The sequence below is a fragment of the Janthinobacterium sp. Bl 1 genome (assembly GCF_058215535.1).
Genome location: NZ_CM177086.1, coordinates 1,165,417 through 1,189,065, shown reverse-complemented (window position 1 = coordinate 1,189,065; position 23,649 = coordinate 1,165,417). Strand labels below are relative to the sequence as shown.

General features: G+C 63.0%; 17 protein-coding genes and 1 riboswitch. Of the genes, 5 read left to right on the top strand and 12 right to left on the bottom strand.

Annotation, left to right across the window (positions count from 1 at the left end):
* Window positions 1–10 precede the first annotated feature (10 nt).
* From thiC to AC4BCN_RS05365, 5 genes are all read right to left on the bottom strand, one after another.
* Window positions 11–1,924, bottom strand: coding sequence for a phosphomethylpyrimidine synthase ThiC (gene thiC / locus AC4BCN_RS05385; protein WP_128141283.1), 1,914 nt, complete (start codon window positions 1,922–1,924; stop codon window positions 11–13).
* A gap of 79 nt (window positions 1,925–2,003) precedes the next feature.
* Window positions 2,004–2,119: riboswitch (TPP riboswitch) on the bottom strand.
* 83 nt (window positions 2,120–2,202) lie between these two features.
* Window positions 2,203–2,460 (bottom strand): hypothetical protein, encoded by a 258-nt coding sequence (locus tag AC4BCN_RS05380; RefSeq protein ID WP_034749180.1) that lies wholly within the window; start codon window positions 2,458–2,460, stop codon window positions 2,203–2,205.
* A 38-nt stretch (window positions 2,461–2,498) separates the two neighbouring features.
* Window positions 2,499–3,305, bottom strand: coding sequence for a response regulator (locus tag AC4BCN_RS05375; RefSeq protein ID WP_034749183.1), 807 nt, complete (start codon window positions 3,303–3,305; stop codon window positions 2,499–2,501).
* A 28-nt stretch (window positions 3,306–3,333) separates the two neighbouring features.
* Window positions 3,334–5,238 carry a hybrid sensor histidine kinase/response regulator gene (locus AC4BCN_RS05370; RefSeq protein WP_490492733.1) on the bottom strand — a complete coding sequence of 635 codons (1,905 nt, stop codon included), beginning with the start codon at window positions 5,236–5,238 and terminating at the stop codon, window positions 3,334–3,336.
* 45 nt (window positions 5,239–5,283) lie between these two features.
* Window positions 5,284–6,024, bottom strand: a complete 741-nt coding sequence (locus tag AC4BCN_RS05365; RefSeq protein WP_128141281.1) for a Crp/Fnr family transcriptional regulator — start codon at window positions 6,022–6,024, stop codon at window positions 5,284–5,286.
* Window positions 6,025–6,259: 235 nt separating this feature from the next.
* Between AC4BCN_RS05365 and AC4BCN_RS05360 the strand changes: the two genes are divergently transcribed.
* Entirely contained in the window at window positions 6,260–8,344 is a 2,085-nt protein-coding gene (locus AC4BCN_RS05360) for a putative bifunctional diguanylate cyclase/phosphodiesterase (RefSeq protein WP_490492732.1), read from the top strand.
* Between the two features lie 9 nt (window positions 8,345–8,353).
* Here AC4BCN_RS05360 and AC4BCN_RS05355 read toward each other — a convergent pair whose 3' ends face one another.
* Complete coding sequence (locus tag AC4BCN_RS05355; protein WP_490492731.1) at window positions 8,354–9,418, bottom strand: porin; 1,065 nt, start codon at window positions 9,416–9,418, stop codon at window positions 8,354–8,356.
* A 468-nt stretch (window positions 9,419–9,886) separates the two neighbouring features.
* Window positions 9,887–12,271 carry an ankyrin repeat domain-containing protein gene (locus AC4BCN_RS05350; protein ID WP_338680789.1) on the bottom strand — a complete coding sequence of 795 codons (2,385 nt, stop codon included), beginning with the start codon at window positions 12,269–12,271 and terminating at the stop codon, window positions 9,887–9,889.
* 170 nt (window positions 12,272–12,441) lie between these two features.
* Here AC4BCN_RS05350 and AC4BCN_RS05345 point away from each other — a divergent pair, with 170 nt between their 5' ends.
* The 4 genes from AC4BCN_RS05345 to AC4BCN_RS05330 all read left to right on the top strand — a co-directional run bounded on the left by AC4BCN_RS05345 (window position 12,442) and on the right by AC4BCN_RS05330 (window position 19,019).
* On the top strand, window positions 12,442–15,249 hold the full coding sequence (locus AC4BCN_RS05345; protein WP_490492730.1) for a valine--tRNA ligase: 2,808 nt from the start codon (window positions 12,442–12,444) through the stop codon (window positions 15,247–15,249).
* A gap of 112 nt (window positions 15,250–15,361) precedes the next feature.
* Window positions 15,362–15,817 (top strand): DUF2147 domain-containing protein, encoded by a 456-nt coding sequence (locus tag AC4BCN_RS05340; protein WP_128141277.1) that lies wholly within the window; start codon window positions 15,362–15,364, stop codon window positions 15,815–15,817.
* A gap of 273 nt (window positions 15,818–16,090) precedes the next feature.
* On the top strand, window positions 16,091–17,866 hold the full coding sequence (locus AC4BCN_RS05335; protein ID WP_490492729.1) for an ice-binding family protein: 1,776 nt from the start codon (window positions 16,091–16,093) through the stop codon (window positions 17,864–17,866).
* 13 nt (window positions 17,867–17,879) lie between these two features.
* Entirely contained in the window at window positions 17,880–19,019 is a 1,140-nt protein-coding gene (locus tag AC4BCN_RS05330) for an OmpA family protein (protein WP_490492728.1), read from the top strand.
* Between the two features lie 51 nt (window positions 19,020–19,070).
* Here AC4BCN_RS05330 and AC4BCN_RS05325 read toward each other — a convergent pair whose 3' ends face one another.
* The 5 genes from AC4BCN_RS05325 to purH form a co-directional block, all read right to left on the bottom strand.
* Window positions 19,071–19,538 carry a YaiI/YqxD family protein gene (locus AC4BCN_RS05325; RefSeq protein ID WP_071079569.1) on the bottom strand — a complete coding sequence of 156 codons (468 nt, stop codon included), beginning with the start codon at window positions 19,536–19,538 and terminating at the stop codon, window positions 19,071–19,073.
* Window positions 19,539–19,561: 23 nt separating this feature from the next.
* Window positions 19,562–20,617, bottom strand: a complete 1,056-nt coding sequence (gene ruvB, locus AC4BCN_RS05320; protein ID WP_034749202.1) for a Holliday junction branch migration DNA helicase RuvB — start codon at window positions 20,615–20,617, stop codon at window positions 19,562–19,564.
* A gap of 6 nt (window positions 20,618–20,623) precedes the next feature.
* Window positions 20,624–21,202, bottom strand: a complete 579-nt coding sequence (gene ruvA, locus AC4BCN_RS05315) for a Holliday junction branch migration protein RuvA (RefSeq protein ID WP_034749203.1) — start codon at window positions 21,200–21,202, stop codon at window positions 20,624–20,626.
* Window positions 21,203–21,256: 54 nt separating this feature from the next.
* A complete protein-coding gene (ruvC, locus tag AC4BCN_RS05310; protein ID WP_034749205.1) occupies window positions 21,257–21,796 on the bottom strand; it encodes a crossover junction endodeoxyribonuclease RuvC in 540 nt (179 codons plus the stop codon).
* A gap of 184 nt (window positions 21,797–21,980) precedes the next feature.
* Entirely contained in the window at window positions 21,981–23,567 is a 1,587-nt protein-coding gene (purH, locus tag AC4BCN_RS05305) for a bifunctional phosphoribosylaminoimidazolecarboxamide formyltransferase/IMP cyclohydrolase (RefSeq protein ID WP_139091735.1), read from the bottom strand.
* Window positions 23,568–23,649: the final 82 nt, after the last annotated feature.

Genomic DNA, 23,649 nt, shown 5'->3' with positions numbered 1-23,649 from the left:
ACGCTCTCCTTCAGACCTTGCGGTACAGCTCGGCGCCGTTCTTGATGAATTCGATGGCCTTGATTTCCATGCCCTGCTTGAGTGCCTTGTCTTCCGCGATGCCCATGCCGGCCGCGTATTCGCGCACTTCCTGCGTGATCTTCATCGAGCAGAAATGCGGGCCACACATGGAGCAGAAATGCGCCACCTTGGCAGAATCCTTGGGCAAAGTTTCATCGTGGAATTCGCGCGCCTTGTCCGGGTCCAGGCCGATATTGAACTGGTCGTCCCAGCGGAATTCGAAGCGGGCTTTTGACAGCGCGTTGTCGCGGATTTGCGCGCCCGGATGGCCCTTCGCCAGGTCGGCCGCGTGCGCCGCAATCTTGTAGGTGATGATGCCGTCCTTGACGTCGGCCTTGTTGGGCAGGCCCAGATGTTCCTTCGGTGTCACGTAGCACAGCATGGCCGTGCCGTACCAGCCGATCATGGCCGCGCCGATGCCGGACGTGATGTGGTCGTAGCCTGGCGCGATATCGGTCGTCAATGGTCCCAAGGTATAGAAAGGTGCTTCGCCGCACTGCTCCAGCTGCAAGTCCATGTTTTCCTTGATCAGCTGCATCGGAACGTGGCCCGGGCCTTCGATCATCACTTGCACGTCATGCTTCCACGCGACTTGGGTCAGCTCGCCCAGGGTTTTCAGTTCCCCCAGCTGCGCCTCGTCATTGGCGTCGTAGATGGAGCCGGGACGCAAGCCGTCGCCCAGCGAGAACGACACGTCGTACGCCTTCATGATTTCGCAAATCTCCTCGAAATGCGTGTACAGGAACGATTCCTGGTGGTGCGCCAGACACCATTTCGCCATGATGGAGCCGCCGCGCGAGACGATGCCCGTCAGGCGCTTGGCAGTCATCGGCACATAGCGCAGCAGCACGCCCGCGTGGATGGTGAAGTAGTCGACGCCCTGCTCGGCCTGCTCGATCAGGGTATCGCGGAAGATTTCCCACGTCAGATCTTCGGCCTTGCCATTGACCTTTTCCAAGGCCTGGTAGATGGGCACGGTGCCGATCGGCACGGGGCTGTTACGCACGATCCATTCGCGCGTCTCGTGGATATGTTTACCTGTGGACAAATCCATCACGTTGTCGCCACCCCAGCGGATGGCCCAGGTCATCTTTTCCACTTCCTCGCCGATCGACGAGGTGACGGCCGAGTTGCCGATATTCGCGTTGATTTTCACGAGGAAATTGCGGCCGATAATCATCGGCTCGACTTCCGGATGGTTGATGTTGGCGGGGATGATGGCGCGGCCACGGGCGATTTCCTCGCGCACGAATTCCGGCGTGATCTCGGCCGGGATACTGGCGCCAAACGACTGGCCCGGATGCTGGCGGCCCATCAGGTCGGCCAGGCGCTCGCCCATGGGGCCGGACGCTTTCAGCTCGCGCAAATATTCCTGGCGGCGCATGTTTTCGCGGATGGCGACATATTCCATTTCCGGCGTGATGATGCCCTGGCGCGCGTAATGCATCTGCGTCACGTTCTTGCCGGCAATGGCGCGGCGCGGCTTGCGGTGCAGGTTGAAACGCAGCTCGGCCAGTTTTGGGTCCGCCAGACGGGCGATGCCATAGTCGGAGGTCGGGCCCGGCAATTCTTCCGTATCGGCACGTTCGACGATCCACGGCAGGCGCGGCGTATCGAGGCCCGAGCGGATGTCGATCTGCACGTCCGGGTCCGTGTACGGGCCGGACGTGTCGTAGACGTAGATCGGCGGATTCTTTTCGCCGCCGAACGACGCTTCCGTGTCGGACTGGCTGATCTCGCGCATGGGCACGCGGATGTCGGGGCGGCTGCCTTCAACATAGATCTTGCGCGAATTGGGCAGCGGCGCGATGGCGGCTTCGTCGACCGTGGCGGTGGCGGAGAGGAATTTCGGGTTGGCGTTCATTTTGGCTCCTTGGCTAGACTATTTTTAAGCCTGGAGCCAGCTAAGGAGGTTCGGCTGCGCGCACGCGGAAAGGCGGGGTGCGTTCATCCTAAAGCTTCCCTTCGCTGGCATTATCCAGATCAGGTTCGGAGGGTATTTCTCACCCGCGCTTGCACTGTGTTTCCACAGCGAAAGGCAGGACCCCTAGCGTTTGCCGCCTTGCGGCAGCGAGCCAATTATACGCGGTTCACGCCGCGCGGCCAGATGATTTCTTGCAGGTGTCGTCTTTGTACATCGCTCTACTTCTTCTTGCCCCAGCGCCAGCTGGTCGGTTCGCCTTTCAGCTGGCAGATGAAAATGAGCACGGCAACGATGGCCACTTCATAGACGATGTAGCCGACCAGCATGGTTTGCGGCGGAAACAGGAAGGCGCCGCAGGCGAACAGCGCCAGCGCGGCCAGGAACACCAGCCAGCCCTGCCACGTGATGGGCAAACCCCAGCCCCAGCCATAGGTCTTGGCGGGGAACCAGTATTGCGGCGTTGATTTGTCAGTCATGATTTTTCCTGGTCAGTATCGATAGCACCCAGTATAAATCAGGCAATGCGATGGCGCTCCGTGACATCGAGGCCGATGCCGCGGTAGCCGATGAAGCGGCTGCCATTATCGAACATCGGTTCGCCGCTCACTTGCAGGTACTGCGTGCTGCCGTCGAGGTTGGCGCGGCTATAGATGAAATCGAGGAAAGGTTCGCGCGCGGCAATTTTTGCGTCGAGCAAGGCGCGCTCGGTGGCATTCCAGCGCTGCGGCTCTTGCTCGCTGCCGATGCCCAGCATTTCAGCCACGGGGCCGGAAAAGCGCGTCAGATTGCCCTGCGCATCCTGTTCCCAGTACCAGTCGGACGACAGTTCCGTGAAACGCTGGAAGCGCGCTTCGCTTTCGCGCAGCTCCGCCGTGCGTTCTTCCACCATCTGTTCCAGCGACTTGTTGTATTCGGCCAGCTTCTGGTACAGCAGGCGCACTTCCAGCATGTTGTGGATGCGCGTTTTGACTTCCACCAGGTCGAACGGCTTGCTGACGAAATCCTTGGCGCCCGCTTGCAGCGCGCGCAGCTTGTGGCCGGGCTGGGCCGTGATCACCAGCACGGGCAGATAGCTGCCCGCCTCGATGTCGCGCAAGCCTTCCATGACCTCGAAGCCATCCATTTCCGGCATCTGCAAGTCGAGCAGGATCAGGTCGTAGCGGTGCTGCTGGTGCAGCGCCCGCACGGCTTGCGGGTCCATGGTGGACGTGATGCGCGTATAGCCGGCATTGCGCAGCACCTGTTCCAGCAGCATGACATTGGCCTCCTGGTCATCGACGATGAGGATGCTGGCGTTCAGGATCTCGGTGGCTTGAAGCATGGCGGTATTCCTAAAAATAAATGCTGAATTAGCGTACTGCGTGAATGTCGTCGGCCAGGCCGTGCGCGGCCGCATGGTGCAGGGCCACGTCGAGCGCATCCATGAATTCGACGACCTTGATCGGCTTGGTCAGGTAGCGGAAGAAGCCCGCTTCCAGGCCCTTCTCGATGTCGCGCGGCACAGCATTGGCCGACAGGGCCATCACGGGAATATGGCTCGTCAGCGGGTCGTCATGCAGGATATGCAGGGCGCCAAAGCCGCTGATGCCGGGCAGGTTGATGTCCATCAAGATCACGTCCGGCTGATACGTGCGCGCCAGGTCGATGCCCAGGTGCGCATCGATGGCCGTCAGCAATTTCAAATCGCTGCGGCGGGCAATCAATTGCTCCACCAGCGCCAAGTTGGCGGGATTGTCTTCCACGTACAGCAAGGTGCGCTGGCTTTCCTGCGGCTCCTGCACCTGCGGCAGCGCGTCGCCGTCGCCCAGCACCAGTGCCGGCGCGCTGCTGGCGGCCAGCTCGAACCAGAACGTAGTGCCCACGCCGACCGTGCTGTCGACGCCGATAGTACCGCCCATCAATTCGACCAGTTGCTTGGTGACGACGAGGCCGATGCCCGTGCCCTCTTCCGTGCTGTTTTCCTGTCCCAGGCGGTTGAACGGCTGGAACAGCTGGGCTACCTGGCCCGCGTCGAGTCCGGCGCCGCTGTCGCGCACACTGACCCGTACTTGGTCGCCGCGCTGGCTGCAATCGACGGTGACGGTGCCGCCGCCCTGGTTGTACTTGATGGCGTTCGACAGCAGGTTGACCATCACCTGTTTCACGCGCGTGCGGTCCGCATGCACGAAGTAGGCTTCGCCGCAGCGGGGGAAATGCATGCGGATGCCGCGTTTTTCCGCCTGCGGCGCGATCATCGCCTGGCAATCCTGCAACACGTCGAGCAGCGACATCGCCTCCTGCGACAAGGTGACCTTGCCCGATTCGATCATGGCCAGGTCGAGGATTTCATTAATCAGGCGCAGCAGATACCAGCCGCCCTTGAGGATTTGTTCGATCGAGCGCTGCTGCGGCACGGTCGGCGGCGGCACGTCGGAGGCCATCAGCTGCGCAAAGCCCAGCACGGCATTCAGCGGCGTGCGCAATTCGTGGCTCATGCTCGACAAAAATTCGGACTTGGCGCGGTTGGCCTTTTCCGCCACCTGGCGCGCCTTCGTCAACTCCGCATTGTTGGTTTCGACCAGCGAGCGCGTGTATGCCTGCTGTTCGCGCAGGCGCTGGTCCAGTAGCGCCTGTTCCGCTTCAACCTGCTTGCGCACCGTGTTGTCCGTCCCGATCAGCAAGTAACCGATGACCTTGCTTTGCGCATCGCGCAAGGCCGTTACCGAGACGATGGCGGGAAAGCGGCTGCCATCCTTGCGGATGTAGGTCAGTTCATAGATGTCTTCGATGCCGCGCGTGGCCTTGAACACGAGCGCTTCCACGCCGGGCGTGATGACGGTGTCGAGTTCGGCACTGAGGGCGGCCGCGCGCGCGACGATTTCCTGCGCGTCAGAAATACCGGCCGGCGTCAGCTTGTCAACCACGTCGCTCGCCGCATAACCGAGCATGCGTTCGGCGCCCACGTTGAAAATCTGGATCACGCCCTGCGCATCGGTGGCGATGCACGAGAAATTGGCGCTGTTGAAAATCGCATCCTGCAAGGCGCCCGCCTTGAGCAGCTGGCGAGGCAGGCTGGCGGCCAGGGTGCGCCGGTACAGCGCCACGAGCAGCATCAGCAGCAAGAAGACCAGCGCATCGATGACGCATGCCGTCTCGAACGGCGCGCGCCAGGCCAGCAGGCCGATGGCTAGCAGCACGATGGCGCTGAACGAGAACGCCAGCGCCATGGGCCAGCGCGACGGTGCGCGCGGGGGAATGTTTTCGACAGATTGCATGGGGTAGCCCGGGCTGTGACAACGATAAAAGAGAGGATGCGGCGTTCAGCGCGCCTGGCGCTGGCGCACGTCCGACAACAGGCGCGTGAATTCCTTTTTGACCACGCCATAGCATTCGCATACATGGCCTTCGAGGCCGGCGCGGTCCAGCACGGAAATATGGCCGCGCCGGTAGCTGATGAAGCCGCGCGTCTGCAAACGCCCGGCCGCTTCCGTCACGCCTTCGCGGCGCACGCCGAGCATGTTGGCAATCAACTCCTGCGTCATCGTCAGCTCGCGGTTCGGCAGGCGGTCCATGGTCAGCAGCAGCCAGCGGCACAGCTGCTGTTCCACCGTATGGTGGCGGTTGCACACGGCTGTCTGCGACATTTGCGTGATCAAGGCTTGCGTATAGCGCAGCAGCAAGCGCATGACGGGACCGGCGCGGTCGAATTCTTCCATCAGCAAATGCGCCTTCAGCCGGTAGCCGACGCCGCCCGTCTGCACGACGGCGCGGCTCGGCGTCGAGTTGCCGCCCATGAACAGCGACACGCCCACGACGCCTTCATTGCCGACACCGGCAATTTCCGACGAGCCGCCGTTTTCCAGCAGGTAGTGAATCGAAACGATGGCCGTGGTGGGGAAATACACATGTTGCAGCTTGTCGCCCGAATCATAGATCACGTCACCGAGCAGCATCGGCACTTGCTCCAGATGGGGAGCCAGGCGCGCGAAATCGGCGTCGAGCATGGCGGCGAGCAAATGGTTTTGATTCGGGTTGTGCAGCTGGGCATGCGGACTCGACATGGGCAGGTTTCCTGTTTTCCAGTCGTCAGCTAGGGGAGAGATGAAAGGCGTCCGAACGAGGGCCGCCATGCGGTGCAGCGTAACACAGCGCTGGCACAGTGCCCCGACTATATTTCTTGTCGGCATGGCCGTCCGTTCGGTAGCGAACGGACGGCATTTCGCCGCGCACCCTACAGTCAGTCACTGCCCGGCCTGCCTGATCATGGATCGGCACCGGTGCTGCCACGGGACCACCATGCAATCATTCTTCAAACGCATCTCCATTTCCGTTTCCACCTCGGCCCTGCTCACCCTCGCGTTCGGGCTGTGCCTGACGGCCCTGTGCTACGCCTCGGCGCGCCAGATCGAAGCGGAAAGCGCCCGGCTGCTGCTGCAGTACCACGCCAGCGGCCACACCTTGGGCGCCGCCCTGCTGCCGGCCAAAGGCATGGGCCTGGACGCCAGCCATCGCGGCTCGCTGTATGTGCTGCTCGGTGGAGTGCTGTCAAGCCTGCTGGCAGCCGCATACGTGTATCAGCTGGTCTCGCGCAATTCCGTGATTGCCCGCATCACGGGCGAACGCACGGCGGCGCTGCAGTTTGCCAATTTGCGCCTGTCCGAAGACATCGCCGCGCGCATGCACAATGAAAAGTCGCTGCGTTTGCGCGAACGCATCATCGAAGTGTCGGCCAACGCCATCATCCTGTGCAGCGCCGACGCGCCAGGCTACCTGATCGAGTACGTCAACCCCGCCTTCGAGCGCATCACCGGCTATGCGGCCGGCGAAGTCATCGGCCAGCGCCTGGAAGACTTGCAGGGTCCCGAACAAGGGCGGCAAGACATGCACGCCATTACGGCGGCCCTGCGCGAACAGCGCGAAGGCAAGGCCATCGTGCGCAATTTCCGCAAGGATGGCAGCAGCTATTGGAGCGAACTGTTCGTCGCCCCCGTGCGCGACGCTGGCGATGGCGCGCTCAGCCATTTTGTCGTGGCGCAATATGACATCAGCACCGTCATGCGTTTCGAACAGGAACTGGAGTTCCAGGCCAGGCACGATATCCTGACGGGCCTGGCCAACCGGGCCCTGCTGCGCGAACGGCTGGAGCAGGCGATGGCCGTGACGCGGCGCAGCGGCCTGCCCCTGTGGGTGGTCTTCATCGACCTCGACCGCTTTAAATTTGTCAACGATACCCTGGGCCACGACGCTGGCGACCTGGTGCTGAAAAGCGTGGCCGAGCGCCTGTGCGGCGCCACGCGCGAAGTCGACACGGTGGCGCGCCTGGGCGGCGACGAATTCGTGCTGCTGCTGCCCCAGCATGGCAATGGCGAGCCGGGCGCCGCCATCCTGCAGCGCATCCAGGACGCCGTGGCGCAGCCGCTGCAACTGGGCGAATATGAGTTTTTTCTCAGCTGCTGCATGGGCGTGGCCGTATATCCCGACGATGGCGGCGATGCCGACACCCTGATCAAGCATGCCGACATCGCCATGTACCGCGCCAAGGAACAGGGACGGGGCCACTGGCAATTCTATGCTTCGAGCATGAATGCGGGCACCCTGGAGCGGCTGGAACTGGAGAGCGAGTTGCGCCACGCGCTGGAACGGGGGCAGTTCCACCTCGAATACCAGCCCCAGCTGGACCTGGCCAGCGGCGCCGTGGTGGGCATGGAAGCGCTGCTGCGCTGGCAACATCCGCAACTGGGGCGTGTACCGCCTGCCAGCTTCATCGGCCTGGCCGAGGAAATGGGCTTGATCACACCCATCGGCGACTGGGTGCTGCGCACGGCATGCGCCCAGGCGCACGCCTGGCAACTGGCCGGCCATGGACCGCTGCGCCTGGCCGTCAACCTGTCGGCGCGGCAATTCAAACAAAAGAATTTGCTGCACGCGGTGGCGCAGGCGTTGGCGGACACGGGGCTCGATGCGGCCCACCTGGAACTGGAATTGACGGAAAGCATGGTCATGCATGACGTGGAGCAAGCCACGGCCATCATGGCCAAGCTGAAGGCGCTGGGCGTGCAACTGTCGATCGACGACTTCGGCACCGGCTATTCCAGCCTCGCCTACCTGCGCCATTTCCCCATCGACGTGCTGAAAATCGACAAAACCTTCGTCAGCGACATCACGCACAGCATGGACGACGCGGCCATCGTGCGCGCCATCATTTCGCTGGCGCACAGCCTGCGCCTGAAAGTCATCGCCGAAGGCGTGGAAACGGAGCAGCAACTGGCCTTCCTGCGCCGGCACGGCTGCGACCAGATGCAGGGCTACCTGTTCAGCCGCCCCCTGGCTGCCGCCGCCTTCGAGACACTGCTGCTCGAAGGCAGCATGCTGCCCGCTTAGCGCAAAGACTTAAAACGCGTGGCGCAGGCCGACGTTGAAGGCGCGGTTGCCCGTGCCCACTTCCGTGGCGTTGCCCACCATGTAGGCGGCGTCGTTGCGGTTGCGGATATGCGCGTAAGCAACATACACCTTGCTGCGCTTGGACAAGGCATACGTGGCGCCGATAGCCAACTGCCGCGCATCGCGGTTGGCGGCGTCGCGATCATCCTTGTGCACGTACGAGGCCAGCAAGGTCGTCGCGCCCAGCGGCACGGACACGCCGACGATGGCGTCGCGGCTGTCCGTGGACTGGGCCGGCGCCTGCGCTGCGCCATACGGGTTTTCCCCGAAGAACATGGTGCTGCCATCACCCGTGTTGCGGCCATAACCGGCAAACGCCGTGGCCACGCCGAAGTTGTAGTTACCCGCCAAAATCGTGTTGTTCACATCGGCCTTGCCCGGTTCGCCGGCACGGCTCTGGCGCGCCAGGCGCAAGGTCAAGGGGCCGTTGACATAGCCGAGAGCCAGGCCCAGCGAGCGCTGGTCGGCCGCCACACCCGTATGTTCGCCAAAGCCGTACATGACGGTGGCCGTGACGCCGCGCATTTCAGGCGAGGTGTAGCGCACGGTATTGTCGATGCGCGTGGCCGAATAACCGGCCAGGTTGGTCGCCGCACCGGCAAAGCCGCCTTCGAACGGGTCGGCCACGTCGGTCAGCGCCTGGCTTTGCAGGTTGTACTGGCGCCCCACGGTCAGCATGCCCAGCGGGCTGTCGATGCCGACAAAAGCCTGGCGGCCGAACAATTGCCCCGCCTGGTCGGAGCGGCCCGTGTCGCTCTGCACGCCCGCTTCCAGGGTGAACACGGCTTGCAGACCATTGCCCAAGGACTCGGTGCCGCGCAGGCCCAGGCGCGAGCCGGCCGATATGCCGCTGGTGAGCTTGCTGACGCCGCCTTCCTGCACCAGGCCCGCATCCATCAAGCCATACATGGTGACTGAAGACGGATCAACTGACGACTGGGCGTGGGCGGCAGGCAAGGCGCCCAGGGTGGCGATGGTCGAAACGAAGCCGACGGTGATCGAGATTTTTTTCATGCTGGTTTCCTTGTAAAAGCAAAACCGGGAAAGCGCGCGGCCATGGCGCGGCCACAGGCGCCAAGGCGCGCTGCGGAGTGCCGTATCGAAAGACGACGGGCCAGATAACAACATTCCTGGCTAAACTGTGGCGGCAGCGGCCGGCAATGAGCCGCGATGATTCCGCCGTGAATGGTGCACCGCTGGCGGTGCGCGTGGCTCAGGCGCCCAGCCCGCAGGGGACGCTCTGAAAGTGGCTGGCATCGCAGATGCGCTGGCCGTGTGACGCGGACGAGAGTTGGATATGAAACGTTGATACAACCGCGKCTGCTGGCACCGTCCGCAAAGATAGGGCAGGAGGCGCCGAGGCGGGCATTATAACATCGGCAGCACCTTTCATCCCCGTTCTGTTGCGGCAAAACGGCCCGCAAAGCCGCCAAAACACGGCGTTGTCGCCGGGCAAGATGACGCATACCGACCAGGCAAATGCTATTGCAGCAACGGTGCGGCTGCCGCAGGCTTGCGCGCCGCGGCGGCCGCCTTCAGCAAGCTCAGCACCGCTTTATTTTCCGGCGTCGATTCCCGGTCCCGCGCCATCTTCAACACGGGGAACTCGCCGCCCAGCGGATCGGCGCCCAGGCTCAGCAACAGCTTGACCATCGCCGCGTCGCCATTTTCGACGGCCGCCAGCAAGGGCGGCAGATAACCGCCGGTGACGATGGGCGCGCCCATCGCGGCCAGGCGGGCGACCCAGTCGTGCCGCTGGCTGCGCACCGCATGCCACAGCAGCGTCTCCTTTTCCAGACGCCGCGAATCGAGCGCCGCCTGCTGTCCCTTGTAAGAAACTTCGGCGGCGGGTCCGACTTGCTGCCATGGCATGCCGGGCACCACCAGTTGGCGCAGCACGTCCTCGGACGCCGGCTGGTAGTTGTACATGGCGCGCATCGCAGCGTCGAGCCAGCGGTCATTTCCCTTCGCGTCATGCCGGGGCACGCGCTGCTTGAGCCAGTCCAGCGCGCCGGCGTTGCCCGCTTCGGCGGCATAGGCGTACAGCGACTTTTCCTGCTCATCAGTATTTGGCGTGGTGCCGGTGGCCAGCATTTTATCGAGCACTTCGGTGCCGCGCGTCAGGCGCAGCAAGGGCCCCCATAGCAAAGAATCGGCCAGCGGCCGTTCCGCTGGCTGCGCAGCCCCGCCTTTCTTGGCCTTTTTCTCTGCCAGGTACTGGTCTACCAGCAAATAGGGCCGGCCCGCGCCTGCGTCGAGCATGGCGATCATGCTGGCCGTACGTTCTTTCGCGTCGATCAATTCCGGCAAGATGCCCGCATCCTCCTGCTGCAAGGCGTATTCCAGCGGCGCCTGCGTGTGGTTTTCGCCGCCGTATTGCCGCACATCGGCGCCATGCGCCAGCAACAGGCGCACCATTGCGGCATTGCCGTACAGGGCAGCCAGATGCAGCGGTGCGGCGTGGTAAAGCGTATCGCCTTCGCCGAGCGGCACGCCGCGTTGCAACAGCAGCGTCATCATGCGCAGCTTGGCGGGCAACAGCGCGGCGTACTGCTCACGCAGCGCCTGGCGGCGCGCCTGCAGCGGCGCCTGCGCCAGTCGCTGCTGATCGTCGTCCTGCCGGGTTTGCGCATTCAGCCATGCCGCTTCGGCTTTGTACATGCTCGATGGAGGCGAAATCAAATAGTTCAGCAAGGGACTCCTGTCGAGCGCATAGGCGCCCGGCTCGGCGACGCCGGCCAGCAGCTTGCCAAAGGCAGCTTCGTCGCCCTCTTTGGCAGCCTTGAACAGCGCCGTCACCTCTGGCGTCGGCGGCAGCTTGTTGCGTGCCTCGCGCACATAATTGATCAAGCGTTCCATGCCATGCACCGAGACCTGCGGCAACGGCATGCCCACTTTCCATGCCCGCGCCAGCTGCTGCGCCTCGGCCTGTTGCGCCGCATTCAGTTTCTTTGTCCAGCGGGCCACGGCGTCGCCGGCGTCCGCCGCGCCGCCCGCCGCCGCCAACTGGCTCAGCATGGAAGCGAGCACATAGTCCTGCGGCACGCCCGCCTCCTCGCCATACAGCACGGCCAGCTGCAGCTGGGCCTTGGCAATGCCGCTTTCGGCGGCCTTGCGCAGCCAGCGGGCAGCCTGCTTTTCATCCAGGCCGCCCGTGCCTTTCCAGCACAGCAAACCCAGCTGGTAAGCGGCTTCCATGTCGCCACCCTCGGCGGCGCGGCGGTACCAATCCTGCGGCGAACGCTGTCCCGTCTGCGACGCCGCCGGCAGGGGCGCGCCGCGCTGCCAAAGGCCGGCCAGGCGCACGGCCTCGTCGACCTGGTCCGGCGACATCCTGTCACGGCGCGCCGGCAGGGACTTCTCCATCGCGGCCGCACCGCTCCACTCCTTGTCTTGCAGCGCCAGCAGGTTAAGTGCATACGACAGCACCCTGTCGACCGGCCCGCCTTCGCCCCGCTCATACATTTGTGCCAGGTCCTGCAGCGGCTTGCCCTCACCCTGCGCGGCCATGACGCCCAACCAGGGCCGCGCGCGCGATGGATTGAGCATGCGGCCCGGCGCGTATGCATACATGAAAACCAGCGCCTCCTGCGCGGCGCGATCGCCGCCCTTGGCCGCCAGCAGATACCAGCGCTCCGCTTCGGCCTCGCTGCGCTCCACGTCCCGGCATCCTTTCTCGCCCATGTAGATATCGGCGAGGACCTTTTGCGCCTCGACATTGCCACCTTGCGCCGGTCCGCGCAATTGCGCAACGGCCTTGCTGCAGCGCCCATCCTGCAGAGCCGCCATCCCCTCCGGAACGCCGGCGCACGCGCCACCGGCAGCCCATCCGGCGCCGAGCACGGCCAATTGCCACAATTTTTTCATGATTGCCTAAGCTTTCAAATAATGTTGCAAAGATGATAGCTTAGAAAAAATACAATGAAGCAATATTGCGCAATCGTGCGCGGCTTTTCGGGCCATCCAGGCCCGCTATTTGCTGCGCATGCTTTATGCACCCCTTATAATGGTTCCTTTTGCCAATCACACGCCAAATCATGGAATTAGCCAAGTCTTTCGAGCCCGCCGACATTGAACAATTCTGGCGCACCGAGTGGGAACAGCGCGGTTACTTCACCGCCACCCTCGATGCCGGAAAACCTTCCTTCAGCATCCAGTTGCCGCCGCCGAACGTCACCGGCACCCTGCACATGGGCCATGCGTTCAACCAGACCATCATGGATGGCCTGACACGCTACCACCGCATGCTGGGCCACAACACGGCCTGGATACCCGGCACCGACCACGCGGGCATCGCCACGCAAATCGTCGTGCAGCGCCAGCTGGACGCGCAAAAGATTTCGCGCCATGACCTGGGCCGCGAGAAATTCGTGGAAAAAGTGTGGGAATGGAAAGAAAAATCCGGTTCCATCATCACCGGCCAAATGCGCCGCCTGGGCGCCTCGGCCGACTGGCAGCGCGAATACTTCACGATGGACGAACCGCGCTCGAAAGTCGTCACCGACGTCTTCGTGCGCCTGTTTGAGCAAGGCCTGATCTACCGCGGCAAGCGCCTCGTCAACTGGGACCCCGTGCTGGGCACGGCTGTGTCTGACCTGGAAGTGGTGTCCGAAGAAGAAGACGGCTCCATGTGGTACATCAAGTACCCGCTGGCAGACGGCAGCGGCTTCCTGACGGTGGCCACCACCCGTCCTGAAACCATGCTGGGCGACGTGGCCGTGGCCGTCGATCCGACGGACGAGCGCTACCTGCCGCTGGTAGGCAAGATGCTCAAACTGCCGCTGACGGACCGCGAAATCCCCATCATCGCCGACGAATACGTCGACAAGGAATTCGGCACGGGCTGCGTGAAGATCACCCCTGCGCACGACATGAACGATTACGCCGTGGGCCAGCGCCACAAACTGGCGCAGATCGTCATTTTGACGCTGGACGCGAAGATCACGGACGACGCGCCGGAAGCCTACCGCGGCATGGACCGCTTTGCCGCGCGCAAGCAGATCGTCGCCGACCTCGACGCGCAAGGCTTGCTGGAGCAAGTCAAGCCGCACAAACTGATGGTGCCGCGCGGCGACCGCACGGGCGTCGTCATCGAACCGATGCTGACGGACCAGTGGTTTGTCGCCATGAGCAAGCCGGCCCCGGAAGGCACTTTCTTCCCAGGCAAATCGATCGCGGAAACGGCGCTGGACAAGGTCGCCAATGGCGAAATCAAGTTCGTGCCGGAAAACTGGAGCACCACCTACAACCAGTGGCTCAACAACATCCAGGACTGGTGCATCTCGCGCCAACTGTGGTGGGGCCATCAAATCCCGGCGTGGTACGACGACAAGGGCAATATCTTCGTTGCCAAGACGGAAGCCGAGGCCATAGCCAAGGCGCAGGCGGCCGGCAGCTCGGGCCCGTTGAAGCGCGATGACGACGTGCTCGACACGTGGTTCTCGTCGGCCCTGGTGCCATTCTCGACCATGGGTTGGCCGGAAGAAACGCCGGACATGAAGGCCTTCCTGCCATCGTCCGTGCTGGTGACCGGTTTCGACATCATCTTCTTCTGGGTCGCGCGCATGGTCATGATGACGGCGCACTTCACGGGCAAGGTACCGTTTGAAACCGTCTACGTGCACGGCTTGGTGCGCGATTCGACGGGACAGAAAATGTCGAAGTCGAAGGGCAACACGCTGGACCCGATAGACCTGATCGACGGCATCGACCTGGAAAACCTGATCGTCAAGCGCACGACGGGCCTGATGAACCCGCGCGACGCGGAAAAGATCACCAAGGCCACGCGCAAGGAATTCCCGGAAGGCATTTCGGCCTACGGCACGGACGCCGTGCGCTTCACCATGGCCAGCTACGCTTCGCTGGGCCGCAACATCAATTTCGACCTGGGCCGCTGCGAAGGCTACCGCAACTTCTGCAACAAGATGTGGAACGCCACCCGTTTCGTCATGATGAATACGGAAGGCAAAGACTGCACCGCGAACGACGCCGATCTGTCGCAAGCGGACAAGTGGATCATCTCGCTGCTGCAGAAGGCGGAACTGGACGTGGCCAAGGGCTTTGAAGACTTCCGCTTCGACAATATCGCCGCCACCATCTACAAATTCGTCTGGGACGAGTATTGCGACTGGTACCTGGAAGTAGCCAAGGTGCAAGTACAGCAAGGCACGGAAGGCCAGCAGCGCGCCACCCGCCACACCCTGTTGCGCGTGCTGGAAGTGGTGCTGCGCCTGGCCCACCCGATCATCCCGTTCGTCACGGAAGCCCTGTGGCAGACGGTGGCGCCTTTGGCTGGCAAAACGCTCAAAGCTGAGGGTGATTCGATCATGATGCAGCCGTATCCGATCGCCAACACCGACAAGATCGACGAATCGGCCGAAGCGTGGATGCAGCAGCTGAAAGCCTTGACGGATGCGACGCGCAACCTGCGCGGCGAAATGCAGATCTCGCCTTCCGTGCGCGTGCCGCTGATCGTCGAAGCGGGCAATGCCAGCGAGAAAGAAGCGCTGGCATCGTACGCACCGTACATCCAGTCGCTGGGCAAGCTGGCCGACGTGCAGATCGTTGATGCATTGCCGGACTCGCCAGCGGCCGTCGCCATCGTCGGCACCACCAAGCTGATGCTGAAAGTGGAAATCGACGTGGCCGCCGAACGCGAACGCCTGGGCAAGGAAATCGCCCGCATCGAAGCGGAAATTGCCAAAGTCAACAGCAAATTGGGCAACGAAAGCTTCGTCGCGCGCGCCCCTGCCGCCATCGTTGCGCAAGAAAACGAGCGCTTGCTCAGTTTTTCGGCGACAATTGAAAAACTGCGCGAACAGTTTGCTAAACTAGCCAGCGCATAAGGCAAGTTTGGAAGGATTGCGCGGCGTCATCCGTGACGCCGCGCAGCACTGCTGGTCTTGCCTTGGTATATAACTGTTCGTGACACGATCAAAAAACCAATGGAGACTAGCGATGCATAAAGTATTCAAAGCAAGCGTACTGGTGGCCGCCCTGGCCATCGCCGGCAGCGCCACCGCGCGCGACGGCAACTTTACCCCCGTCGGCACATGGAAAACCATCGACGACGCCAGCGGCAAGCCGAAATCCCTCGTCGTCATCACGGAAAACAATGGCGTCTTGCAAGGCAAGATCGAAAAACTGTTCCGTGCCCCGAATGAAGATCAAAATCCCAAGTGCGACAAGTGCACGGGCGCCAACAAGGACCAGCCCATCGTCGGCATGGTGATCCTGTCCGGCCTGAAATATGACGGCAAGGAGTGGACGGGCGGCGAAATCATCGACCCGGCCACCGGCAAGCTTTACAAGAGCAAGGCGGAACTGACGGAAGGCGGCACCAAGTTGCAGGTGCGCGGCTATGTGGGCATCCCGCTGATTGGCCGCTCGCAGACGTGGGTGCGTGAAGAGTAAGCTCCCCCCTGCCCTGATGAAGCCGGCCTTAGCGCCGGCTTTTTTGCGTCTGTTTTCCGCACACGGCCGTTGTTTTCCAGGCCGAATCGCGTTTTTTTGACCCTATCTCCGAACGCCAGGGGCCTATGCGCGCCACCGAACATACTTGAAGTTTCCTAAATGAAATAGTGCATGCCTGTGACGCCATCGCCCTGTAGCGAAAGGCGGCATGGCTCTGCCGGATGACCTCATCCGCGGATGACCGGCAATGACTGCCATGCACAAAGGAACACTATGAATCTCTTCAAGCGATATCTGAACCCGCTGATCGTCTCGGCAGGCCTGCTGGCCATGACCGCCCTGGCCGGCTGCGGCGGCGGCGACCAGGGACGCGATCCCATCCTCGGCTTGCCGGCTGCCACCCTGTCCAGCCTGGCCGTCACGCCAGCCACGGCCACGGTCGCTATCGGTGCAGGCCAGCAATTCACGGCCATCGCCACGTATAGCGACGGCTCCTCGCAAGATGTCAGCGCCAAGTCGGCCTGGACCTCGGCCACGCCAGCCAGCGCGACAGTCAATGCCGCCACAGGCTTGAGCACCGGCATCGCTGCCGGCAGCAGCAGCATCAGCGCCACATTTGGCGGCAAGAGCGCAGCGGCCCAGTTGACCGTCTCGCCCGCCACTTTGACGGCAATCGCCATCACGCCGCTCGCGCCATCGATCGCCATCGCCGCAACGCAGCAATTCACGGTGACGGGCAGCTTCAGCGACGGCGCCACGCGCGACGTCACGGCCGTGTCGGCCTTTGCCTCGGCCAGTCCCGCCATGGCCAGCATCGCCGCTGGCGGCCTGGCGCTGGGCAAGATTGCCGGCACGACGCAGATTACGGCCACCACGGGCGCGCTCACGGCCAGCACCGTGCTGACCGTCACGCCAGCGACCTTGCTGTCGATCGCCGTCACACCGCAAAACCCCATCGTGCCCGTCGCCGCGACGCGCCAGCTGGCCGTCCTTGCCACGTATTCGGATGGCAGCAGCGCTGACGTGACATCCGGCAGCAGCTTCGTGTCCGCCACGCCAGCTTCGGCCACTGTCGCCAGCGGCGGCCTCGTCACCGGCATTGCCTTTGGTACCAGCATCATGAATGCCAGCTTCAACGGCAAGACGGCCAGCACCACCGTCACCGTGCCGGCCATTACCCTGGCCAGCATCGCCGTCACGCCGGCCACCGCCAGCATCGTTGTCGGTGCCACGCAGCAATTCATTGCCACCGCAACGTACTCGGACAGCTCGAACGCCATCATCACCAACAGCGCCGCCTGGACGTCGGGCACCGTTGCCAATGCCAGCGTGCTGAACACGGGCGTCGCCACCGGCATCGCCGCCGGCACCAGCAGCATCACAGCCACGGCCGGCGGCCAGTCGGGCAGCGCGCTGCTGACCGTCACTGCCGTCGCCATCCCGCCCGTCCTCAATCCGATCATCCTGGGCCGCGCCGCATCATTCGGCGTGCTGGCCGGCACCTCGATCACGAATAATTCGGGCGGCACCACCCTGATCACGGGCGACGTGGGTTCGCCGTCGCAAACGGTCGACCCGACCCAGGCCGCAGGTTTTACCAACTACAAGTCGGGCGCCATCCTGGCCGGCGCGATGACGGATTTGCAAACGGCGATCACGGACGGCAACAGCCGCACTTGCGACGTCAGCTTTGCCGGCGGCATCGACCTCGGCGGCCAGACCTTCGGCCCCGGCGTGTATTGCTATGCGGGCGCCATCAGCATCACGGGTACCTTGACCCTGAACGGTCCCGGCGTGTACATCTTCCGCACGGCGCTGACCTTGAACTCGACCGTCAACTCGGTGGTTGCCCTGAACAATGGCGCCACGGCCGACAACGTCAGCTGGCTGCCCGTCGGCCCGACCACCCTGGCCGCGAACAGCGTCTTCAAGGGCAATATCCTGGGCCAGTCGGCCGCCATCACGGTGGGCGACAACACGACCCTGCTCAATGGCCGCGTGCTGACGGCCGCCGCCGTTACCCTGCGCAACAACCAGATCACCAAATAACCGGGACATGACCATGACTATCGCACACACACTGGGCGCCCTGAGCGTCATGACCGGCGCCTTGCTGGCGGCACAATCGGCGCAGGCGCAGGACAACACGTTCATCAACCCGGACTGGGCCAACAGCGCCTGGTACATTGGCGCGGGCGTGGGCCAGTCGCGCGCCACCATCGACGAGCCGCGCCTGCGCGCCAGCCTGGCCGCCAACGGCGAAAGCGTCACCGGCTTCAGCAAGGACCAGCGCGACACCGGCTATAAACTGTTTGTCGGCCGCCAGCTGAACCAGTATGTCGCCGTGGAAGCCGGTTACTTTGACCTGGGCAAGTTCGATTTCAAGTCGACCACCAGCGGCAACGGCGTACTGAACGGGCAAGCGGCCTTTCGCGGCGTGAACCTGGACTTGCTGGGGCAGCTGCCGCTGTCGCAGCGCCTGTCCTTGCTGGGCCGTGTCGGCATGCACTACACCAAGACCAACACGGAATTCAGCGGCAACCGTCTGCTGGGTTCGACCAATACCCATGCCAGCGAGCGCAAGCTCAATGCCAAGGTGGGCCTGGGCCTCGAATACAAGTTCAGCGAAGCGCTGGCCCTGCGCGGCGAAGTCGAGCGTTATCGCTTGAACGACGCCGTCGGCAACCGTGGCGATGCGGACCTGTATTCCGTCAGCCTCGTGTATAAACTGGGCCGCCCGGCCAGCGCCACGCCCGCCTACCAGCCGGCGCCAGAAGTCGCCCCGGCCGTCGCGATGCCGGCCCCCGTCATCGTGGCCGCACCGGCGCCAGCGCCCGTGTCGGAAAAAGTGTCGTTTGCCTCGGAAGCGTTATTTGATTTCGATCAATCGGCGCTCAAGCCGCAAGGCAAGGCCGCGCTGGACCAGCTGCTCGGCCAATTGACGGGCATGGACTTGGAAGTGATCGTCACGGTCGGCCATACGGATGCCGTCGGCCCTGACGCCTACAACCAGAAACTGTCGCAACGCCGCGCCGAAGCCGTCAAGGCCTATCTGGTGGCGCAAGGCGTGGAAACGAACCGTGTCTACACGGAAGGCAAGGGAGAAACGCAGCCGGTGGCCGACAACACAAGTGCCGCCGGGCGCGCCAAGAACCGCCGTGTGACGGTGGAAGTGGTGGGCACGAAAAAAGTCATGCGTTAAGTTACGCGCACGAAAAAAACCGGCTTGCGCCGGTTTTTTTTCGTCCGCGAATTACTGCGCCGGGGCCGGCTTGCGGTGATGCTTGCTCAAATGCCTGTCCAGGCTATTGGCAAACTGTTGCCGGTCGGACTGGCTGAAGGCGGCCGGGCCGCCCGTGTCCACGCCGCCGCTGCGCAATTCTTCCATGAAGGCGCGCATCGTCAGTTGCTGGGCGATATTGTCCTTCGTGTAGAACTCGCCGCGCGGGTTCAGCGCGAAACCGCCCTTGGCCAGCACGTCGGCGGCCAGCGGGATGTCGCCCGTGATGACGAGGTCGCCGGGATTCAATAGCCGCACGATTTCCTGGTCGGCCACGTCGGCGCCGGACGGCACTTGCACGGTGCGGATGAAACGCGACGGCGGCACGCGCAAGCCCTGGTTGGCGACCAGGGTGAGCGGCAACTCCAGGCGGTCGGCGACCCGGTACAAAATTTCCTTGATGACGACGGGGCAGGCGTCCGCGTCGATCCAGATTTGCATGCCCGGCACACCCTCTTGCGCCATCACAGTTCCCACGCTTCGCCACCCGGACCCATGCGCGGCGCGCTGACGCCGAAGTGCAAATAGGCGGCCGGCGTGGCGACACGGCCACGGGGCGTGCGCTGCAAGAAACCTTGTTGTATCAGATACGGCTCCAGCACGTCCTCGATGGTATCGGCCGCTTCGCCGATGGCCGCCGCCAGGTTGCCAATGCCGACGGGGCCGCCGCCGAACTTGAACAGCACGGCTTCGAGCAGCTTGCGGTCCATCACGTCGAAGCCGGCGGAATCGACATCGAGCATGGCCAGTGCGCGGTCGGCCACCACCTTGGTGATCTCGCCATTGCTTTTGACTTCCGCGAAATCACGCACGCGGCGCAGCAAGCGGTTGGCGATACGGGGCGTGCCGCGGGCGCGCTGGGCGATTTCATGCGCGCCTTCCGGGTCGATCGGCGCTTTCAGCAAGGCGGCACTGCGCGTGACGATCTTCGTCAATTCGCCCGTGTTGTAGAACTCGAGGCGCGCGACGATGCCGAAGCGGTCGCGCAGCGGGTTGGTCAGCATGCCGGCGCGCGTGGTGGCGCCGACCAGGGTAAACGGTTGCAAATCGAGCTTCACGGAACGGGCGGCCGGGCCTTCGCCGATCATGATATCGATTTGATAATCCTCAAGCGCCGGATATAAAATTTCCTCGACGACCGGCGACAGCCGGTGGATTTCATCGATGAACAGGACGTCATTCGCTTCCAGGTTCGTCAAGATCGCCGCCAGGTCGCCCGGGCGCTCGAGCACGGGGCCCGAGGTCTGGCGCAAATTGACGCCCATTTCGCGCGCGATGATGTGCGCCAGGGTCGTCTTGCCCAGGCCCGGCGGGCCGAACAGCAAGGTATGGTCGAGCGCTTCCTTGCGCTGGCGCGCGGCCGTGATGAAGATTTCCAGCTGGTCGCGGATCTTTTCCTGCCCCACATACTCGTCGAGCTGCTTGGGGCGCAAGGCCCGTTCGATCGCCTCCTCGTTGTGCGAGATGGGCGCCGCGTCGATGATGCGCTGTTCCGTGAAGCTGTCGGTCTGGATGCTCATGCCCTATCAGCCTTTCGACAGCGCTTTCAGCGCCAGTTTGATGCCGTCCGACACGCCTGTACCAGCCGGCACGTTCTTCACGGCAGCCAGCGCTTCCTTGTCCGAATAGCCGAGCGCGACCAGTGCATTCAAAATGTCCGATTGCGCGTCCGGCGCCGCATGCGCGCCGCCGGCGCCGATGTCGGCTCCCAGCTTGCCCTTCAATTCCAGCAACAGGCGCTCGGCCGTCTTCTTGCCGATACCCGGTACTTTCACGAGGCGGCCGGAGTCCTGCAGGGTAATCGCCTGCGCCAGATCGGCAATCGTCATGCCCGAGAGAATCGACAGCGCCATGCGCGCGCCCACGCCCGTGATCTTGATCAGCTGGCGGAACACGGCGCGCTCGGCCGCATTGCCGAAGCCAAACAGCAGGTGCGCATCTTCGCGGATGGCCTGGTGCGTAAACAGCACGACTTTTTCGCCCACGTGGGGCAAGTTGTAAAAGGTGCTCATCGGCACGTCGACTTCATAGCCGACGCCCTGGCAATCGACCAGCAATTGTGGCGGATTCTTTTCAAGCAAAATACCGGAGAGACGGCCTATCATCGCGTGTTCCTAATGAATTAAATCGTTGAAACAAAGGGCGTGATGGCAGTGCAACTATCCGACGAGGCGGCCGCGCTTCATACGCAGACCCTGCAGTTGCGGCGCCAGCGCGCCTATCATGGCCAGTGCATCGATACTGTTGGCGTGGCAAATGGCCACGCCCAGCGCGTCGGCCGCATCCGTACCGGGCAAGCCGGGCAAGGACAGCAGCCGCGACACCATTTCCTGCACCTGCTCCTTGGCCGCCTTGCCGTGGCCCGTGACGGCCTGTTTCACTTGTAGCGCCGTGTATTCGGCCACCGACAGGTCGGCATGCACGAGCGCGCAAATGGCCGCGCCGCGCGCCTGGCCCAGCAGCAAGGTCGATTGGGGATTGACGTTGACAAACACTTTTTCGATGGCCGCGCAATCGGGCTGGTAGGTGCCGACGATTTCGCTCACGCCCCGCAGGATGACCTTCAGGCGCGGCGGCAATTCCCCTTCGGAACCCGTCTTGACGGTCCCCGACGCGATATAGCGCAGCTTGTTGCCGTGTTTTTCAATGACCCCAAAGCCGGTCGTGCGCAGGCCAGGATCGATGCCAAGAATAATCATCGCCAGATTCTATAATGAATACGGCAGGCACCGGTGAATAACCGGTGCCTGCCGCTGAGTACTTTATCGAGTAGCTGTAGGTCGGATTAGCGGTACGCGTAATCCGACATGCGTTGCCAACTGCGCTTGTCGGATTACGCGCAGCCTGCGGCCCCGCTAATCCGACCTACTCTCTCTATCGATATCAATGGCGGAAGTGACGCGTACCCGTGTACAGCATCACGACGCCGCGCTCGTCCGCCGCATCGATCACTTCCTGGTCGCGCATGGAGCCGCCCGGGTGGATGACGCAGGTTGCGCCCGCGTCGACGACGACGTCGAGGCCGTCGCGGAACGGGAAGAAGGCGTCCGACGCCACGACGGAGCCCGTCAGCGACAGGCCGGCGTTTTGCGCCTTAATCGACGCGATGCGGGCCGAATCGATACGGCTCATCTGGCCAGCGCCCACGCCCAGGGTCATGTTATTGCCGCAGAAGACGATGGCGTTCGACTTGACGAATTTCGCCACTTTCCAGGCGAACATCAGGTCGGCCAGTTGCTGCGGCGTTGGCTGCAGTTTGCTGACCACGCGCAAGTCGCCGATACCGACGTTTTTCGCATCCGGCGATTGCACCAGCAAGCCGCCACCGACGCGCTTGAAGTCCATGGCGTGCACGCCGCTGCCCAGCGGGATTTCCAGCATGCGCACGTTTTGCTTGCTCGACAGAATCTGTTTCGCTTCGGCGGAGAACGACGGGGCGATCAGCACTTCCACGAACAGCTTGGCGATTTCGCCGGCGGTGGCGCCGTCGAGTTCCGTATTGAAGGCGATGATGCCGCCGAATGCCGAGGTGGGGTCGGTCTGCAGGGCGCGCGCATACGCTTCCGCCGCATTCTTGCCCAGGGCCACGCCGCATGGGTTCGCGTGCTTGACGATGACGCAAGCGGCGCTTTGCTCGAAGCCGCCCATGCTCTTCACGCATTCCCAGGCAGCATCAGCGTCGGCGATGTTGTTGTACGACAATTCCTTGCCTTGCAGCTGGCGGTAGTTGGCCAGCGCGCCGTCGGTGGTGACGAGGTCGCGGTAGAAGGCGGCGCTCTGGTGCGGGTTTTCACCGTAGCGCATGTCTTGCACTTTTTCAAAGGCCACGTTCAGGATTTGCGGATAGGCGCCGCGCTCGGCGTGCACTTTCGTCGGGCCCAGGCTCGTCAGGTAGTTGGTGATGGCGCCATCGTATTGCGCCGTGTGCGCAAAGACTTTTTTCGCCAGCATGAATTTGGTGTCGTAGCTGACGTCGCCTGCCTTGCCATCGGCCGCACGCATTTCCGCCAGTACCACGTCGTAGTCGGTCGGATCGCAGATGACAACCACGTCCTTGTGGTTCTTGGCTGCCGAACGCAGCATGGTCGGGCCGCCGATATCGATGTTTTCGATCGCGTCTTCCAAGGTGCAATCGGCCTTGGCGACCGTGCCCTGGAACGGGTACAGGTTGACCACCACCATGTCGATGGTCGGCATGTCGTGCTCGACAAGTTTCGACATGTGCTCAGGGAAATCACGGCGCGCCAGGATACCTCCGTGCACTTTTGGGTGCAGGGTTTTCACACGGCCATCGAGCATCTCCGGGAAACCCGTGTAATCGGCCACTTCCGTGACAGGAACACCGTTGTCTGCCAGCAATTTGGCGGTGCCGCCTGTGGACAGGAGGTTGACGCCGAGGGCGGACAGGGCGCGGGCGAATTCGAGAACGCCGGTCTTGTCGGAAACGGAGAGGAGAGCTTGTTTGATCATGGCTGTGGCTAGGTGGTTAAGTGTTCTTGGCGAATGGCGCAGGTCAGTATGGAGGCTGGGCCCGCTGCGGCAGATTCAAATC

What these genes read in the sequence shown, in the direction of transcription:
- AC4BCN_RS05335 (WP_490492729.1), top strand. Translation starts at nt 16,091, where the DNA reads ATGAATCTCTTCAAGCGATATCTGAACCCGCTGATCGTCTCGGCAGGC.
- AC4BCN_RS05370 (WP_490492733.1), bottom strand. Translation starts at nt 5,238, where the DNA reads ATGCAATCTGTCGAAAACATTCCCCCGCGCGCACCGTCGCGCTGGCCC.
- ruvC (WP_034749205.1), bottom strand. Translation starts at nt 21,796, where the DNA reads ATGATTATTCTTGGCATCGATCCTGGCCTGCGCACGACCGGCTTTGGG.
- AC4BCN_RS05355 (WP_490492731.1), bottom strand. Translation starts at nt 9,418, where the DNA reads ATGAAAAAAATCTCGATCACCGTCGGCTTCGTTTCGACCATCGCCACC.
- AC4BCN_RS05350 (WP_338680789.1), bottom strand. Translation starts at nt 12,271, where the DNA reads ATGAAAAAATTGTGGCAATTGGCCGTGCTCGGCGCCGGATGGGCTGCC.
- ruvA (WP_034749203.1), bottom strand. Translation starts at nt 21,202, where the DNA reads ATGATAGGCCGTCTCTCCGGTATTTTGCTTGAAAAGAATCCGCCACAA.
- AC4BCN_RS05340 (WP_128141277.1), top strand. Translation starts at nt 15,362, where the DNA reads ATGCATAAAGTATTCAAAGCAAGCGTACTGGTGGCCGCCCTGGCCATC.
- AC4BCN_RS05345 (WP_490492730.1), top strand. Translation starts at nt 12,442, where the DNA reads ATGGAATTAGCCAAGTCTTTCGAGCCCGCCGACATTGAACAATTCTGG.
- ruvB (WP_034749202.1), bottom strand. Translation starts at nt 20,617, where the DNA reads ATGAGCATCCAGACCGACAGCTTCACGGAACAGCGCATCATCGACGCG.
- thiC (WP_128141283.1), bottom strand. Translation starts at nt 1,924, where the DNA reads ATGAACGCCAACCCGAAATTCCTCTCCGCCACCGCCACGGTCGACGAA.
- AC4BCN_RS05380 (WP_034749180.1), bottom strand. Translation starts at nt 2,460, where the DNA reads ATGACTGACAAATCAACGCCGCAATACTGGTTCCCCGCCAAGACCTAT.
- AC4BCN_RS05330 (WP_490492728.1), top strand. Translation starts at nt 17,880, where the DNA reads ATGACTATCGCACACACACTGGGCGCCCTGAGCGTCATGACCGGCGCC.
- AC4BCN_RS05375 (WP_034749183.1), bottom strand. Translation starts at nt 3,305, where the DNA reads ATGCTTCAAGCCACCGAGATCCTGAACGCCAGCATCCTCATCGTCGAT.
- AC4BCN_RS05360 (WP_490492732.1), top strand. Translation starts at nt 6,260, where the DNA reads ATGCAATCATTCTTCAAACGCATCTCCATTTCCGTTTCCACCTCGGCC.
- purH (WP_139091735.1), bottom strand. Translation starts at nt 23,567, where the DNA reads ATGATCAAACAAGCTCTCCTCTCCGTTTCCGACAAGACCGGCGTTCTC.
- AC4BCN_RS05325 (WP_071079569.1), bottom strand. Translation starts at nt 19,538, where the DNA reads ATGCAAATCTGGATCGACGCGGACGCCTGCCCCGTCGTCATCAAGGAA.
- AC4BCN_RS05365 (WP_128141281.1), bottom strand. Translation starts at nt 6,024, where the DNA reads ATGTCGAGTCCGCATGCCCAGCTGCACAACCCGAATCAAAACCATTTG.